Raw genomic sequence first — 14367 nt, forward strand, 5'->3', positions numbered from 1 at the left:
GCGAAACCGCCATAGTCTTGGTGCAAGCGGCCGGTCGGGTGCGCCCGGCCGACGGGGGTCCGGCAGGACCGAGCACAGGGAGCGAGGCGAGCCGGTGAGCAGTGAGGCGATCATGACGGACCGCGGCTGCGACTGCGGTGGCTCGCGGCACCGCGACCCGCTGCCCGACCTGAGACTGCAGTCCGTGGTCGAGCTGGCCCAGGACATGGCCGGCGCGCTCACCCCGCTGGAAGCCGTCCGGGCCGCCGCCACCCGCGCCACCGAGGCGCTCGGCGCCACCATGGCCGCCGTCTCGGTCTGGGACCGCGAATCCGGTCGGCTGCGGGTCCTGGTCAACCACGGCGACCTCGCCCCCGGCGAGGAGGAACTGCCCGAGGACGAGTCCTACCCCGTCGCCGACTTCCCCGAGATCGTCACGTACCTGGAGGAACGCTGGACCACCGGGCGCCTGCCGCGCGCCTGGCTGCAGAGCGCCGAAAGCAGCGAACCGCACACCGGCCACGCGCACCCGACCGCCGGTGCGTACTGCCAGGAACGCGCCGCGGCGCTGCGCCGGCGCGGGCGGGCCTGCTGCGTGGTAGCGCCGATCGTGCTGCACGGGCAGGCCTGGGGCGAGCTGTACCTCGCCCGGTCGATCGGCATGCCCGAGTTCACCGACGCCGACGCCGACCACGCGACCCTGCTCGCCGCCCAGGTCTCGGCCGGACTCGCCCAGACCGAGCGCCTCGCCGACCTGCGCAAGCTCGCCTTCTCCGACCCGCTCACCGGCCTCGCCAACCGGCGCGCCGTCGACGCCCGGCTGGAGAGCGCGCTGGAAGCGCACAACCGGGACAACACCGTGGTCTCGCTGGTCGTCTGCGACGTCAACGGGCTGAAGCGGGTCAACGACCAGCTCGGCCACGAGATGGGCGACCGGCTGCTGGAACGGTTCGCCCACCAGCTCTCGCTGGCCGCCGCCAAACTCCCCGGCAGCCTCGCCGCCCGGCTCGGCGGGGACGAGTTCTGCCTGCTCGTGGAAGGGCAGAAGGCCGACGAAGTGGTCGCCGTCGCCGAGGAGCTGTGCGCCCGCGCGCTCGCCCTGTCCGAGGGCGAGGGCGTGGCCTGCGGCGTCGCCTCCACCGGAGACTCGATCGGGCCCGTCACCACCCCCGACCGGCTCTTCCGGCTCGCCGACGCCGCCCAGTACCGGGCCAAGGCCGCCCGCGCCGCCCACCCCGTGGTCGCCGGACGCAGCCACGGCCCCGGCTTCTCGCCCGACCCCACCGTGCTGCTCGCCGACGCCGCCGACCCCCACCACCGGGCCGACGGGCGGCGCGGCGCGAACGGACGGGCCGGCGCCGGCGACCGGCGGCGGTTCCGCGGCGCCGCCCACAGCGCCGACCCCGGCCAGCTGCTCACCGCCGTCCTCACCGCCCTCGACCAGGCCGCCGCCGCCCGCGCCGTCCACCCGGCCGACACCCTCGGCAAACTCGCCGTCGTCGCCGAGACCTCCGCCCGGCTGCTCGACGCCGTCGGCTGGTGGATCTCGTACGTCCCGCCCGGCTCCCACCTCATGCGCACCGCCCAGCACGCCGTCTACCGGATGACCAGCGGCCCCAGCAGCACCCGCGCCGAGACCCAGCGCGCCCAGATCGAGGCCCCCGACGCCGTCTTCGACCTGCGCCACTACCCGATGACCCGCCGCGCCGTCCGCGGCGGCGCCTTCGCCCTCCGGGCCGGTGCCGTGGGCAACGACCCGGCCGAGGAAGCCATGCTCGTCGTCTCCGGCTACCGCGGCATGGTCGCCGCCGGCGGCCAGAACCCGGCCGGCGGCTGGCTCGTCGAACTCTTCGCCGACGACGCCACCCTCCCCCTCGGCCAGGCCGCCTGCGCCATGCGAGCCCTGGTCGCCGTCTCCCTGGCCGGCGCGGCCTCACCGCCGGTGGTCTGAGCGGGGAAGCGGTTTCGGCGGGAGCGGCTTCGGTCGCCACTGATGACGTGGCTGCCCGTTGACGGCGCGTACGGCGGCCCCGGGCGGGGGTGCCGAGGCCGTCTTCGGTGGTCCGCCGCTGTCGTGTGCCGGTTTGGTGACCGGCGGGTCGCGGGTGCGTCGCGGTTGGGGGCCGGGGGTGCCGTGGCCGGGTGGGGCGGTGGGAGGGTGGGTGGCCGGTCGAGCGGGAGCGGGAGCGGGGGCGGTCGTGGGCAGACGGTTGGTGGGTGCGGCGGTGGCCGGGATGCTGGTGCTCGGGGGCGGGGTGGTGGTGGCCGCTCCGGCGTCGGCGGTGCCGGTGGTGGGGACGGCGGGGGCGGTGCGGACGGCGCCGGCGGTGCCGCGGGTGCGCGACGGGGCTCGGGTGCACCGGATCACCCAGGTCTCCGGGTCGAAGTCGAAATCGAAGTCGAAGACGAAGACGAAGGTGAAGCGCGGCTTCCTCCACGGCTTCTTCCACGGCTTTCTCGGGTGGTTCACCACGGTCCTGCTGGCCGTCCTGCTGATGACCCTCCTGGTCGTCCTGTGGGTCAGGCGTTCGAACCGCCCGCAGTCGTAGGCGGGTTGAGGGCCCGCAGGACGGCGTCGACCAGGCGGTCGGCGTGCTCGTGGGTGAGCGGGCCGAGCCGGTACTGCCAGCGGTAGTAGAGCGGGCCGTAGACGAGTTCGACGGCCAGGTCGAGATCGGTGTCGGGGGCGATCTGGCCGGCCTCGCGGGCGCTGCGCAGCCGGTCGCGGGTGACCTCCAGCAGCGGGTCCAGGAGGCGGGTGCGGTAGTCGGCGTGCAGCGCGGGGTCGGTGATGATCTCGGCGATCATCGTGCGGTAGGTGCGGTCGGTGGCCGGGTCGGCGAGTTCGTCGGTGGTGGGGCGCAGGACGGTCCGCAGGTCGGCGGCGAGGTCACCGGTGTCGGGGAGCGCGAGGCTGCCCTCGTACTCGCTGCCGGCGAGGAAGGCGTCGAAGACGACGGCGCCCTTCGAGGGCCACCATCGGTAGATGGTCTGCTTGCCGACGCCGGCCCGGGCGGCGATGGCCTCGATGGTCAGCTTGCGGTAGCCGACGTCGGCGACGAGTTCGGCGGCGGCGGCGAGGACGGCGGTGCGGGCGCGCTCGCTGCGGCGGGCCGGATCGGGGGCGGTTCCGGATGTCATGGGAAAAAGTCTATGCGCAATGACGAGACGAGACGTATTGTCTTCTCAAGCCCTTGCGAGACGGTCCGTCTCGTCTCATTCGCTGTTCCGGAGGTGCCCATGACCCGCCCCGCACGCCCCGCACACATCCTGATGGTCTCCGTCCCGGCCCACGGGCACGTCAACCCCAGCCTCGCCGTGATCACCGAGCTGGTCGCCCGGGGCCACCGGGTCAGCTACGTCAACGACCCCTCCTTCCGGGAGATCGTCGAGTCCACCGGCGCGGCCTTCGTCCCCTACCCGACCAAGCTGCCGCTCGCGGACGACCCGGACGGCTGGCCGGAGGACCCGGTGGCGATCCAGGACGTGTTCCTGGACGACACGCTGTCGATGTGGTCCGCGATGCTGGAGGCCTTCGAGGGCGACCGCCCCGACCTGGTGCTCTACGACATCGCGGGCTTCGCCGGGCGGGCGCTCGGCGAGCGGCTGGGTGTGCCGGTGGTGCAGCTGTCGTCCACCTTCGTCGGCTGGGACGGCATCGAGGAGGACCTGGCCGAGGTCTTCGAGGCGACCCGCAACGGCCCGGGCGGCCCCGAGCACTACCGGCGGTTCGCCGAGTGGCTGGCCGAAGCCGGCACGGTGGAGCGCGACGTCGAGGCCTTCAAGGGCCGCCCGGAGCGGTGCGTCGCGCTCGTCCCGCGCGCGCTCCAGCCCAACGCCGACCGGGTCGACGACCGGCGCTTCAGCTTCGTCGGGCCCTGCTTCGGCGACCGGGCCCACCAGGGGGAGTGGCGGCGGCCGGCCGGTGCCGAGAAGGTGCTGCTGGTCTCGCTGGGCTCGGCGTTCACCCACCATCCGGCGTTCTACCGGGCCTGCGTCCAGGCCTTCGGCGACCTGCCGGGCTGGCACACGGTGCTGCAGGTCGGCGAGCACACCGACCTGGCCGAGCTCGGCGAGGTGCCGGACACCGTCGAGGTGCACCGGTGGGTGCCGCAGCTGTCGGTGCTCGCCCAGGCGGACGCCTTCGTCACCCACGCGGGTATGGGCGGCTCCAGTGAGGGGCTGTTCCACGCGGTGCCCATGATCGCGGTGCCGCAGGCCGTCGACCAGTTCGCCAACGCGGACGCGCTGGTGGGACTCGGCGTCGCCCGTCGGCTGGACACCGACCGGGCCACCCCGGAGGCGCTGCGCGCGGCGCTGCTGGAGCTGGTCGGCGACCCGGCGGTGGCCGAGCGGCTGCGGGAGCTGTCCGCCGCCGGGCGGGCCGAGGGCGGCACCGCCCGGGCGGTCGACCTGATCGAGGCGGAGCTGAGGTGAGCCGGGACGGGGGCCGCCGCGTGCGGCGCGGATCCGGGCGAAGGAGAATCCGGATGACGAACACCTGTTGTCATATTCTCATTCACCTGATGTGATGGTGTATATGGATATGCACAGTGCTGTGGCCCCCGACGCTCCGCTGGTCCTGGTCGGCAAGGCCGACGTCAGCGCCGAGGACGTTCTGGCCGTCGCCCGGGGCAACGCCCGGGTCGAGATCGGTCCCGACGCGCAGGCCGAGATGGCGGCCGCCCGCGCCCGGATCGACGCCCTCGCGGCCGAGCCGCGCCCCGTCTACGGCGTGTCGACCGGCTTCGGCGCGCTCGCCGTGCGGCACATCAGCCCCGAGCTGCGCGCGCAGCTGCAGCGGTCGCTGGTGCGCTCGCACGCCGCCGGCATGGGCCCGGTGGTCGAGCGCGAAGTGGTTCGCGCGCTGGTGTTCCTGCGGATGAAGACGCTGGCCTCCGGCCGTACCGGTGTGCGCCCGCTGGTCGCCCAGACCATGGCCGCCCTGCTCAACGCGGGCATCACCCCGGTGGTCCGGGAGTTCGGCTCGCTCGGCTGCTCCGGCGACCTCGCGCCGCTGTCGCACTGCGCGCTGGTCCTGATGGGCGAGGGCACCGCCACCGGCCCGGACGGCGTGGAGAAGCCCGCCGCCGAGCTGCTCGCCGCCGCCGGCATCGAGCCGGTCGAGCTGCTGGAGAAGGAGGGCCTGGCCCTCATCAACGGCACCGACGGCATGCTCGGCATGCTGGTGATGGCCATCGCCGACCTGCAGCGGCTGTTCACCACCGCCGACATCACCGCCGCGATGACCCTGGAGGCGCTGCTCGGCACCGAAAAGGTGCTCGCCCCCGAGCTGCACGCCCCGATCCGCCCGCACCCGGGCCAGGCGCTGAGCGCCGCCAACATGCTGGCCGTCCTCAAGGACTCCGGCCTCACCGGCCACCACCAGGACGACGCGCCGCGGGTCCAGGACGCTTACTCGATCCGCTGCGCCCCCCAGGTGGCCGGCGCCGGCCGCGACACCCTGGCCCACGCCCGGCTGGTCGCCTCCCGCGAGCTGGCCGCCTCGGTGGACAACCCGGTGGTGCTGCCGGACGGCCGGGTGGAGTCCAACGGCAACTTCCACGGCGCCCCGGTCGCGTACGTGCTGGACTTCCTCGCCATCGCCGCCGCCGACCTCGGCTCGATCTCCGAGCGCCGCACCGACCGGATGCTCGACAAGGCCCGCTCGCACGGCCTGCCGGCCTTCCTGGCCGATGACCCGGGCGTGGACTCCGGCCTGATGATCGCCCAGTACACCCAGGCGGCGCTGGTCAGCGAGAACAAGCGGCTCGCCGTCCCGGCCTCGGTCGACTCGATCCCGTCCTCCGCGATGCAGGAGGACCACGTGTCGATGGGCTGGTCGGCCGCGCGCAAGCTGCGCCAGGCCGTCGAGAACCTCGGCCGGATCCTCGCCGTCGAACTCACCGCCGCCGCCCGCGCGCTGGAGATCCGTCAGCAGGCCGACTCGGCCGGCCGGATCGCCCCGGCCACCGCGGCCGCGCTGGCCGTCGCCCGGGAGGCGGGGGTCGGCGGCGCCGGCCGCGACCGCTTCCTCTCGCCGGACCTGGAAGCGGCCGCGGCGCTGGTCGCCTCCGGCGAGCTGGTGCGCGCGGTCGAGCAGGTCACCGGCCCGCTGGCCTGACGCACCCGCGGTCGGACGCGCCTGCCGTCCGACGCCCCTCGGCGCGGGGTGACCGGGACTCAGTCCCAGTCGCCCCGCGGCCGGCGCTCCTCGCGGTGGCGGCGATCGCCGAACGCGGCGGCGACGTTGACCCCGACGATGCCCGCCCAGCAGACCAGCAGACCGGCGAAACCGGAGCCGCTCGACGGGTCGGTGGCGATCGCCGTCAGCGGGATGCCGAGTGCCATCGAGGCCACCGCGAGCCCGGTGCCGGAGCGCCTGCCCCAGCCCTGGCGGCGGGGGCGCTGGTGGCGGTCGGGGTGCGAGCGCGGCTCGTAGTCGTCCAGCCGCTGGGCCACCGAGCGCTCGACCCGGGCGTCCAGCCGGGCGTCCAGGCGCTTCATGAAGGAGTCGACGAGCTCGTCCTCGTACTCCTTGCCGAGCTCCTTGCGGGCCTGCAGGGTGGCGTCGAGGTCGCGCCGCAGGTCGTCCTGGCGAGTGTCCATGGGGGACAGCGTGGCGCGGCGGCCCCGCCCGGTCCACCCGTTCGCGGGGGGAATCCGGGCGGGCTCAGGGACAAATCAGGGTTACCCCGAGCCGCGGACCGTCCCCGGCCCTCTCCGCTCCTGTCCGACCCCCGGGACGTCCCACGAGGCGTTCCGCCGTACGAGACGTCTTTGCCAGGCGCGGCCCGCTGCTGCACAGTCGTCGTCCGAACCGCTCGCACCCGGAGGTACCGCTGATGACCGCCACCGACGAGACCGGCAGCGTCGGCCCCTCCGCCCGGCTGCTCCAGCTGTTCGAGGGCCACCGGCTGACCCCGACCCAGCGTCGGATCGCGCACTCGCTGGTGCGGCACGCCACCGAGGCGCCGTTCCTGTCCAGTGTGGAGGTCGCCGAACTCGCGGGCGTCAGCCAGCCGTCCGTCACCCGGTTCGCGGTCGCGCTCGGGTACGACGGCTACCCGGCGCTGCGCAAGCAACTGCGCGAGCTCGGCGGGGGAGAACCGGCCGCGCCGGAGACCCCGGACGACGCGGTGCGCAACGAGCACCAGCAGGCCGTGCTCGCCGAGATCGCGCACCTGCGCCACCTTGCCGAACTCCTCGCCGACCCGGAGCCGATCATCCGGGCCGCCCGGATGCTCGCCGCCTCCCGCCCGCTGCCGGTGCTCGGCCTGCGGGCCGCCTCGGCGCAGGCGCGCGGCTTCTCGTACTTCGCCGCCAAGGTGCACCCGGACATCCGGCTGCTGGACGAGGGCGGCAGCATGCTCGCCGACCGGCTGGAACAGGCCGCCGCGGCCGGGGCCACCGCGTTGCTCTGCTTCGCGCTGCCGCGCTACCCGCGGGAGCTGATGGACGCGCTGACGGTGGCCCGCGAGTGCGGGCTGACGGTGCTCACCGTCGCCGACAGCGCGTTCGCGCCGGTCGCCAAGCTCTCCGACCTGATGCTGCCGGCCGCCGTCGGCACCGGGCTGGTCTTCGACACCGCGTGCGCGCCGATGATGCTCGGCCGGGTGCTGCTGCAGGCCATGTGCGACGAACTCCCCGGTGCCGAGGCCCGGTTGGAGGCGATCGAGCAGTCGGCGACGGCGCGCGGCCTCTTCCTGGAATAAGCCCGGCTCCCGGAACAAACGCGGCCCGGAATGGGCGCGGCCGGAATAGCCGTCACGAACCCGGGCATCCCCTCCTACAGGGGGTGCGCCCATGCGCGTGATCCACGAGATGAAGTTCGTCGCCCGCCTGTCCTCTGGTGCCGACGAATGGTCCTGCCCCGCCTGCGGACGCCGCGTCACCCTGCGGCGCCTGCCCGAACCCGAACTGACCGTCCTCGACCCGGGCGACGAGTCGGCCGTGCACGTCGGCGTCGTCGAAGCCGACGCCCGGGCCGGCGCGGCTGCCGAGAAGTACGGCCTCGGCCCCGTCCAGAACATTCCCCGCCCGCCGTCCCCGCCCGCTCCCGACGACGCCGACCGCCGCTGGCTCGCCGAGATCGGCATCGACTGGGACGGCGACGCGGCGGCCTGACTCAGCTGCGGGGGGCGTACAGCGGGAGCCGGGACGTGTCCAGTTCGGCCGGCAGCGGTGAGGTCAGCGGGACGGGCTCGCCGTACTTGCCGTGCAGCACGCCCTGGTACTCGCCGTCGCGAGGGTGGGTGTGGAGGGTCCAGGCGCCCTGGCGGGGATCGACCGCGAGGAGGACCGGCACGCCCGCGATCGCGTACCAACTGGTCTTGGCGGCGATGTGGCTGACACGCTCAGAGGTTGAGACGACCTCCACGGCCGGCTCGACGTCGTGGGGGTCTGCCAGCCAGTCGTCGTCGTCGTCCTCCCAGTCGGACGGCAGGACGACCAAGCCGGGTGTCGCGTAGTCCTCCGCGTCGTCGGGCATGTTGATCGACGAGACCTCATAGGCGCCGAGACCGGCCGGAAGTTTGTCGTCGAGCTGGCGGGACAAGCGCTTGACGGTCCCCGCGTGCTTACCGCGGAGAGTCGGGGGCATCAGCAGCGTTCCTCCGATGATCTGGACGCGAAGTCCCGTGCGCTGTTCGATCTCCTCCGCCACATCCCGGAGTCTGCCGGGCCGCACACTGATGGCCGTCATCGTGTCCTCCGCTCCCTGGAGCTGGGCCGAGCGGCTGGTGTTCGCCGCGTTCAGGCTAGCGCGCCAAGTCGGCGGATGCCGGGGCTGATCGGATTGTTCCGGGGTCTGGTCGAAACCCTGCTGTTTAGTTATATTCAGTCGAGCAGAGCTTGAATGAATCCATCCGCAGGAGGCCGGGACTATGGTGCAGCAGGCGAGCGGTCCGCGTGAGGTGCGCGCGGCGCGTGGTACGGGACTCACGACGCAGGGGTGGCAGCAGGAAGCCGCCCTGCGGATGCTGATGAACAACCTCGACCCCGAGGTGGCCGAGCACCCGTCGAAGCTGGTCGTGTACGGCGGCACCGGCAAGGCCGCGCGGGACTGGCGCTCCTTCGACGCCATGGTGAAGACGCTGCAGGGCCTGAAGCAGGACGAGACCATGCTGGTCCAGTCCGGCCGACCGGTCGGCGTGATGCAGACCCACGAGTGGGCGCCGCGCGTGCTGATCGCCAACTCCAACCTCGTCGGCGACTGGGCCAACTGGGAGGAGTTCCGCCGGCTGGAGAGCCTCGGGCTCACCATGTACGGCCAGATGACCGCCGGCTCCTGGATCTACATCGGCACCCAGGGCATCCTCCAGGGCACCTACGAGACCTTCGCCGCCGTCGCCAACAAGCGCTTCAACGGCACGCTGGAGGGCACCATCACCCTCACCGCCGGCCTCGGCGGGATGGGCGGCGCCCAGCCGCTGGCCGTGACCATGAACGGCGGCGTGGCGATCTGCATCGACTGCGACCCGTCCCGGATCTCCCGCCGGATCGAGCACCGCTACCTGGACGTCGAGGCCAAGGACCTCGGCCACGCTCTGGAGCTGGCCACCGCCGCCCGCGACAAGAAGCAGCCGCTCTCCATCGGCCTGCTGGGCAACGCCGCCGAGCTCTTCCCGCAGCTGCTCGCGATGGACGCGCCGATCGACATCGTCACCGACCAGACCAGCGCCCACGACCCGCTCAGCTACCTGCCGGTCGGCGTCGCCTTCGACGACATGGCGGACTACGCCGCCGCCAAGCCCGCCGAGTTCACCCAGCGCTCGCGCGAGTCGATGGCCGCGCACGTCGAGGCGATGGTCGGCTTCCTGGACCGCGGCGCCGAGGTCTTCGACTACGGCAACTCGATCCGCGGCGAGGCCCAGCTGGCCGGCTACGACCGCGCCTTCGCCTTCCCCGGCTTCGTCCCCGCGTACATCCGCCCGCTGTTCTGCGAGGGCAAGGGCCCGTTCCGCTGGGCGGCGCTGTCCGGCGACCCGCAGGACATCCACAAGACCGACAAGGCCGTCCTCGACCTGTTCCCGGAGAACGAGTCGCTGGCCCGCTGGATCAAGCTGGCCCAGGAGAAGGTGCACTTCCAGGGCCTGCCCGCGCGCATCTGCTGGCTCGGCTACGGCGAGCGCGACAAGGCCGGCGAGCGCTTCAACGACATGGTCGCCTCCGGCGAGCTGTCCGCGCCGATCGTCATCGGCCGCGACCACCTGGACTGCGGCTCGGTCGCCTCCCCGTACCGGGAGACCGAGGCGATGCTGGACGGCTCGGACGCGATCGCCGACTGGCCGCTGCTCAACGCCATGGTCAACGTCGCCTCCGGCGCCTCCTGGGTCTCCATCCACCACGGCGGCGGCGTCGGCATCGGCCGCTCGATCCACGCCGGCCAGGTCACCGTCGCCGACGGCACCGCGCTGGCCGGGGAGAAGATCCGCCGGGTGCTCACCAACGACCCGGGCATGGGCGTCATCCGGCACGTCGACGCCGGCTACGACCGGGCCACCGAGGTCGCCGCCGAGCGCGGGGTCCGCGTCCCGATGGGTGAGCTGTGACCTCCGGTTTCGAAGAGATGTGGGCGGAGCTGCTCCCCGTGGGCCGCTCCGCCTCCTCCGGCGGCTACCGCCGGTTCGCCTGGAACTCCGCCGACGCCGAGTGCCGCGCCTGGTTCGAGCAGCAGGCCCGCAGCCGCGGCCTGGCGTACGAGCTGGACCGCAACGGCAACCAGTGGGCCTGGCTGGGCGACCCGCAGGCCGGCGGGGCCGTCGTCACCGGCTCGCACCTGGACTCCGTCCCGGACGGCGGCGCCTTCGACGGCCCGCTCGGGGTGGTCTCCTCCTTCGCCGCGCTGGACGAACTCCGCGCCCGGGGAACCGAGTTCACCCGGCCGCTGGCGGTCGTCAACTTCGGTGACGAGGAGGGCGCCCGGTTCGGCGTGGCCTGCATCGGCTCCCGGCTGACCGCCGGGGTGCTCTCCCGCGAGGCCGCGTACGAGCTGCGCGACGCCGCCGGCGTCCGGCTGCCCGACGCGATGGAGAAGGCCGGCTACGACCCGACCGGGATCGGCGCGGACGACGACCGGCTGGCCCGGATCGGCGCCTTCGTCGAACTCCACGTCGAGCAGGGCCGCTACCTCGCCGAGGGGCAGCCGGTCGGCGTGGCCGGCGCGATCTGGCCGCACGGCCGCTGGCGGTTCGACTTCCACGGCGAGGCCAACCACGCCGGCACCACCCGGATCGAGGACCGCCGCGACCCGATGCTGACCTACGCCAACACGGTGCTCGCCGCCCGCAAGAAGGCGAAGCAGGCGGGTGCGCTGGCCACCTTCGGCAAGGTCGCGGTCGAGCCCAACGGCACCAACGCGATCGCCTCGCTGGTGCGCGGCTGGCTGGACTCCCGGGCGGCCGACGAGCGCACCCTCACCGCGCTGGTCGCCGAGATCGAGCAGGCCGCCGCCGAGCGCGGCGGGCGCGACGGCGTCCGGGTCGAGCTGACCCGCGAGTCGTACACCCCGGTGGTGGACTTCGACGGCCCGCTGCGCGACCGGCTCGCCAAGCTGCTGGACGCCCCGGTACTGCCCACCGGCGCGGGACACGACGCCGGGATCCTGGCGTCCGCGATCCCGACCGCCATGCTGTTCGTGCGCAACCCCAGCGGCGTCTCGCACTCCCCGGCCGAACACGCCGAGGTGGCGGACTGCCTGGCCGGGGTCACCGCCCTCGCCGACGTACTGGAGGACCTGGCGTGTCAGTGACCTCAGCGACCTCACCGTCCTCAACGGCCGCGGTGACCGCGGTGAGCTACTGGGCGCAGCACGCCTGGCTGCCGCACCCCAACGGGCCGGTGGTCGAGCGGGACGTGCTGATCGCCACCGGCCCCGGCGGCCTGATCACCTCGGTGACGCCGGACAGCGGGCCCTGCCCGCCCGGCGCCGTCCGCCTCGACGGGCTGCTGCTGCCCGGCCAGGCGAACGCCCACTCGCACGCCTTCCACCGCGCGCTGCGCGGGCACGTGCAGGTCGGCTCCGGCACCTTCTGGACCTGGCGCGACACCATGTACCGGTTCGCCGGCGCGCTCGACCCGGACAGCTACCTGGACCTCGCCACCGCCGTCTACGCCGAGATGGCGCTGGCCGGGATCACGGCCGTCGGCGAGTTCCACTACCTGCACCACGCGCCCGGCGGCGCCCGCTACACCGACCCGAACGCGATGGGCGAGGCGCTGATCGAGGCCGCCGCCCGGGCCGGCATCCGGATCACCCTGCTGGACACCTGCTACCTGTCCGCCGGCTTCGGCGCCGAGCCGACCAAGCCGCAGCAGCGGTTCGGCGACGGCGACGCGCAGGCCTGGGCCGAGCGGGCGGACGCGCTCAAGCCGCGCGAGCACGCCCGGATCGGCGCCGCCATCCACTCGGTCCGGGCCGTCCCGGCCGAGCAGCTGGGCACCGTCGCCCACTGGGCGGCGATGCGCAAGGCGCCGCTGCACGTCCACCTGTCCGAGCAGACCGCCGAGAACGACGCCTGCCTCGCCGCGCACGGCGTCACCCCGACCCGGCTGCTCGCCGACCACGGCGCGCTCGGCCCGCGCACCTCGGTCGTGCACGCCACCCACCTCACCGACGAGGACGTCAAGCTCCTCACCGACTCCTCCACGACCGTCTGCATGTGCCCCACCACCGAGCGGGACCTCGCGGACGGCATCGGCCCGGCCCGCCGGCTCGCCTCGGCGGGCTGCCCGATCACCCTGGGCAGCGACAGCCACGCGGTCGTCGACCCGTTCGAGGAGGCCCGCGCGCTGGAGCTGGACGAGCGGCTGCGCACCCGCACCCGCGGCCACTGGACGGCCAACGCGCTGCTGCGGGCCGGCACCGAGGACGGGCACGCCTCGCTCGGCTGGCCGGAGGCCGGGCGGATCGAGGCCGGGGCGCTCGCCGACTTCACGGTGATCGCGCTGGACTCCGTCCGCACCGCGGGCCCGCCGCCCCGGCTCGGCGCCGAGATCGCGGTCTTCGCGGCCTCGGCGGCGGACGTGCGGCACGTGGTGGTCGGCGGCCGGCACGTCGTCCGGGACGGCGCGCACCAGCTGGTGGCCGACGTTCCGGGGGCGCTGCGGTCCGCCATCGGCGCGCTGGACTACTGAGCCCACCTCCCCAACTCCCCTCGAAAGGCCTTGTCTTGAGCACCAGGACCACCTTGATCACGGGCATCGGCAGCCTGGTCACCAACGACCCCGGGCAGGGCGCCGGGCCGCTCGGCCTGCTGACCGACGCGGCCGTGGTGCTGGACGGCGCCACCGTCGCCTGGGTCGGGCCGGCGGCGCAGGCCCCGGCCGCGGACGAGCGCTTCGACGCCGAGGGCCGGGCCCTGCTGCCCGGCTTCGTCGACTCGCACGCCCACCTGGTGTTCGCGGGCGACCGCACCGCCGAGTTCAACGCCCGGATGTCCGGCCAGGCGTACACGGCGGGCGGGATCCGCACCACCGTGGCGGCCACCCGGGCCGCGAGCGACGCCGAACTGGACGCCAACCTGGACCGGTTCGTCCGGGAGGCGCTGCGCCAGGGCACCACCACCATCGAGTGCAAGTCCGGCTACGGGCTGACGGTGGCGGACGAGGCTCGGGCGCTGCGGATCGCCTCGCGGCACACCCCGGAGACCACCTACCTGGGCGCGCACGTGGTCGCCCCCGAGTACGCCGAGGACCCGGCCGGGTACGTCGACCTGGTCACCGGCGAGATGCTGGACGCCTGCGCCCCGCACGCCCGTTGGGTGGACGTGTTCTGCGAGAAGGGCGCCTTCGACGGCGACCAGGCGCGGGCGATCCTGACCGCCGGCATCGAGCGCGGCCTCACCCCCCGGGTGCACGCCAACCAGCTCTCGTACGGGCCCGGCGTGCAGCTCGCCGTCGAGCTGGGGGCCGCCTCGGCGGACCACTGCACCCATCTGACGGACGAGGACGTGGCGGCGCTGGCCGGGTCGGGGACGGTCGCGACGCTGCTGCCGGGGGCGGAGTTCTCCACCCGGGCCGAGTACCCGAGCGGGCGCCGACTGCTGGACGCGGGGGCGGTGGTGGCGTTGTCCACCGACTGCAACCCGGGCTCCAGCTTCACGAGTTCGATGGCGTTCTGCATCGCGGTCGCGGTGCGGGAGATGGGGATGACGCCGGACGAGGCGGTCTGGGCGGCCACCGCGGGCGGCGCCCACGCGCTGCGGCGCACCGACGTCGGCGTGGTCGCGCCCGGCGCCCGGGCCGACCTGCTGCTGCTCGACGCGCCCTCGCACGTCCACCTGGCCTACCGGCCTGGCGTGCCACTGACGGCCGCGGTCTGGCGGGCGGGCGTCCGCGAGGTCTGACCTGCGGTCGGCGGGAGGCTCCCGCGCCCCCGGGGTGGCG

13 protein-coding genes are annotated in these 14367 nt (G+C 74.1%); 10 read left to right on the plus strand and 3 right to left on the minus strand.

The features are described 5' to 3' along the window. The first annotated feature begins 94 nt into the window (after window positions 1-94). Together ACZ52J_RS06665 and ACZ52J_RS06670 are read left to right on the plus strand one after the other, a co-directional pair. Entirely contained in the window at window positions 95-1930 is a 1836-nt protein-coding gene (locus tag ACZ52J_RS06665; RefSeq protein WP_396288719.1) for a GGDEF domain-containing protein, read from the plus strand. A gap of 247 nt (window positions 1931-2177) precedes the next feature. After that, complete coding sequence (locus ACZ52J_RS06670) at window positions 2178-2528, plus strand: hypothetical protein (RefSeq protein WP_465616327.1); 351 nt, start codon at window positions 2178-2180, stop codon at window positions 2526-2528. Here ACZ52J_RS06670 and ACZ52J_RS06675 read toward each other — a convergent pair. Further along, on the minus strand, window positions 2500-3120 hold the full coding sequence (locus tag ACZ52J_RS06675) for a TetR/AcrR family transcriptional regulator (RefSeq protein WP_360495337.1): 621 nt from the start codon (window positions 3118-3120) through the stop codon (window positions 2500-2502). The two genes, ACZ52J_RS06670 and ACZ52J_RS06675, sit on opposite strands and share 29 nt — an antisense overlap. A gap of 99 nt (window positions 3121-3219) precedes the next feature. Between ACZ52J_RS06675 and ACZ52J_RS06680 the strand changes: the two genes are divergently transcribed. Continuing rightward, a complete protein-coding gene (locus ACZ52J_RS06680) occupies window positions 3220-4416 on the plus strand; it encodes a macrolide family glycosyltransferase (protein WP_465616329.1) in 1197 nt (398 codons plus the stop codon). 109 nt (window positions 4417-4525) lie between these two features. Then, window positions 4526-6103 carry a histidine ammonia-lyase gene (hutH, locus tag ACZ52J_RS06685; protein WP_465616331.1) on the plus strand — a complete coding sequence of 526 codons (1578 nt, stop codon included), beginning with the start codon at window positions 4526-4528 and terminating at the stop codon, window positions 6101-6103. A gap of 59 nt (window positions 6104-6162) precedes the next feature. On the opposite strand, the gene ACZ52J_RS06690 is transcribed toward hutH, so the two are convergent. Beyond that, window positions 6163-6588: a hypothetical protein gene (locus ACZ52J_RS06690; protein ID WP_360495346.1), complete on the minus strand. Its 426-nt coding sequence runs from the start codon at window positions 6586-6588 to the stop codon at window positions 6163-6165. A 236-nt stretch (window positions 6589-6824) separates the two neighbouring features. On the opposite strand from ACZ52J_RS06690, the gene ACZ52J_RS06695 reads away from it, so the two are divergent. Continuing rightward, the gene (locus ACZ52J_RS06695; RefSeq protein ID WP_360495349.1) at window positions 6825-7694 is read left to right on the plus strand and encodes a MurR/RpiR family transcriptional regulator; all 870 of its coding nucleotides are present in this window, start codon (window positions 6825-6827) and stop codon (window positions 7692-7694) included. 91 nt (window positions 7695-7785) lie between these two features. Beyond that, window positions 7786-8106 carry a hypothetical protein gene (locus ACZ52J_RS06700; protein WP_465616333.1) on the plus strand — a complete coding sequence of 107 codons (321 nt, stop codon included), beginning with the start codon at window positions 7786-7788 and terminating at the stop codon, window positions 8104-8106. A 1-nt stretch (window position 8107) separates the two neighbouring features. Here the strand turns inward: ACZ52J_RS06700 and ACZ52J_RS06705 are convergent, their stop codons facing one another. Beyond that, on the minus strand, window positions 8108-8683 hold the full coding sequence (locus ACZ52J_RS06705) for a Uma2 family endonuclease (RefSeq protein WP_465616335.1): 576 nt from the start codon (window positions 8681-8683) through the stop codon (window positions 8108-8110). Between the two features lie 181 nt (window positions 8684-8864). On the opposite strand from ACZ52J_RS06705, the gene hutU reads away from it, so the two are divergent. From hutU to hutI, 4 genes are read left to right on the plus strand one after another with little or no spacing between them, the layout of a single operon-like run. Continuing rightward, window positions 8865-10532 (plus strand): urocanate hydratase, encoded by a 1668-nt coding sequence (gene hutU, locus ACZ52J_RS06710; RefSeq protein WP_360495355.1) that lies wholly within the window; start codon window positions 8865-8867, stop codon window positions 10530-10532. A gap of 17 nt (window positions 10533-10549) precedes the next feature. Beyond that, window positions 10550-11731: an allantoate amidohydrolase gene (locus ACZ52J_RS06715; RefSeq protein ID WP_465616375.1), complete on the plus strand. Its 1182-nt coding sequence runs from the start codon at window positions 10550-10552 to the stop codon at window positions 11729-11731. A gap of 32 nt (window positions 11732-11763) precedes the next feature. Then, entirely contained in the window at window positions 11764-13116 is a 1353-nt protein-coding gene (locus tag ACZ52J_RS06720) for a formimidoylglutamate deiminase (protein ID WP_465616377.1), read from the plus strand. A gap of 35 nt (window positions 13117-13151) precedes the next feature. Continuing rightward, complete coding sequence (hutI, locus tag ACZ52J_RS06725; protein WP_465616337.1) at window positions 13152-14327, plus strand: imidazolonepropionase; 1176 nt, start codon at window positions 13152-13154, stop codon at window positions 14325-14327. Window positions 14328-14367 lie beyond the last annotated feature (40 nt).

It is taken from the genome of Kitasatospora sp. NPDC034035 (assembly GCF_055575755.1).

What these genes read in the sequence shown, in the direction of transcription:
- hutH (WP_465616331.1), top strand. Translation starts at nt 4,526, where the DNA reads ATGCACAGTGCTGTGGCCCCCGACGCTCCGCTGGTCCTGGTCGGCAAG.
- ACZ52J_RS06680 (WP_465616329.1), top strand. Translation starts at nt 3,220, where the DNA reads ATGACCCGCCCCGCACGCCCCGCACACATCCTGATGGTCTCCGTCCCG.
- ACZ52J_RS06690 (WP_360495346.1), bottom strand. Translation starts at nt 6,588, where the DNA reads ATGGACACTCGCCAGGACGACCTGCGGCGCGACCTCGACGCCACCCTG.
- ACZ52J_RS06700 (WP_465616333.1), top strand. Translation starts at nt 7,786, where the DNA reads ATGCGCGTGATCCACGAGATGAAGTTCGTCGCCCGCCTGTCCTCTGGT.
- hutU (WP_360495355.1), top strand. Translation starts at nt 8,865, where the DNA reads ATGGTGCAGCAGGCGAGCGGTCCGCGTGAGGTGCGCGCGGCGCGTGGT.
- ACZ52J_RS06695 (WP_360495349.1), top strand. Translation starts at nt 6,825, where the DNA reads ATGACCGCCACCGACGAGACCGGCAGCGTCGGCCCCTCCGCCCGGCTG.
- ACZ52J_RS06705 (WP_465616335.1), bottom strand. Translation starts at nt 8,683, where the DNA reads ATGACGGCCATCAGTGTGCGGCCCGGCAGACTCCGGGATGTGGCGGAG.
- ACZ52J_RS06715 (WP_465616375.1), top strand. Translation starts at nt 10,550, where the DNA reads ATGTGGGCGGAGCTGCTCCCCGTGGGCCGCTCCGCCTCCTCCGGCGGC.
- ACZ52J_RS06675 (WP_360495337.1), bottom strand. Translation starts at nt 3,120, where the DNA reads ATGACATCCGGAACCGCCCCCGATCCGGCCCGCCGCAGCGAGCGCGCC.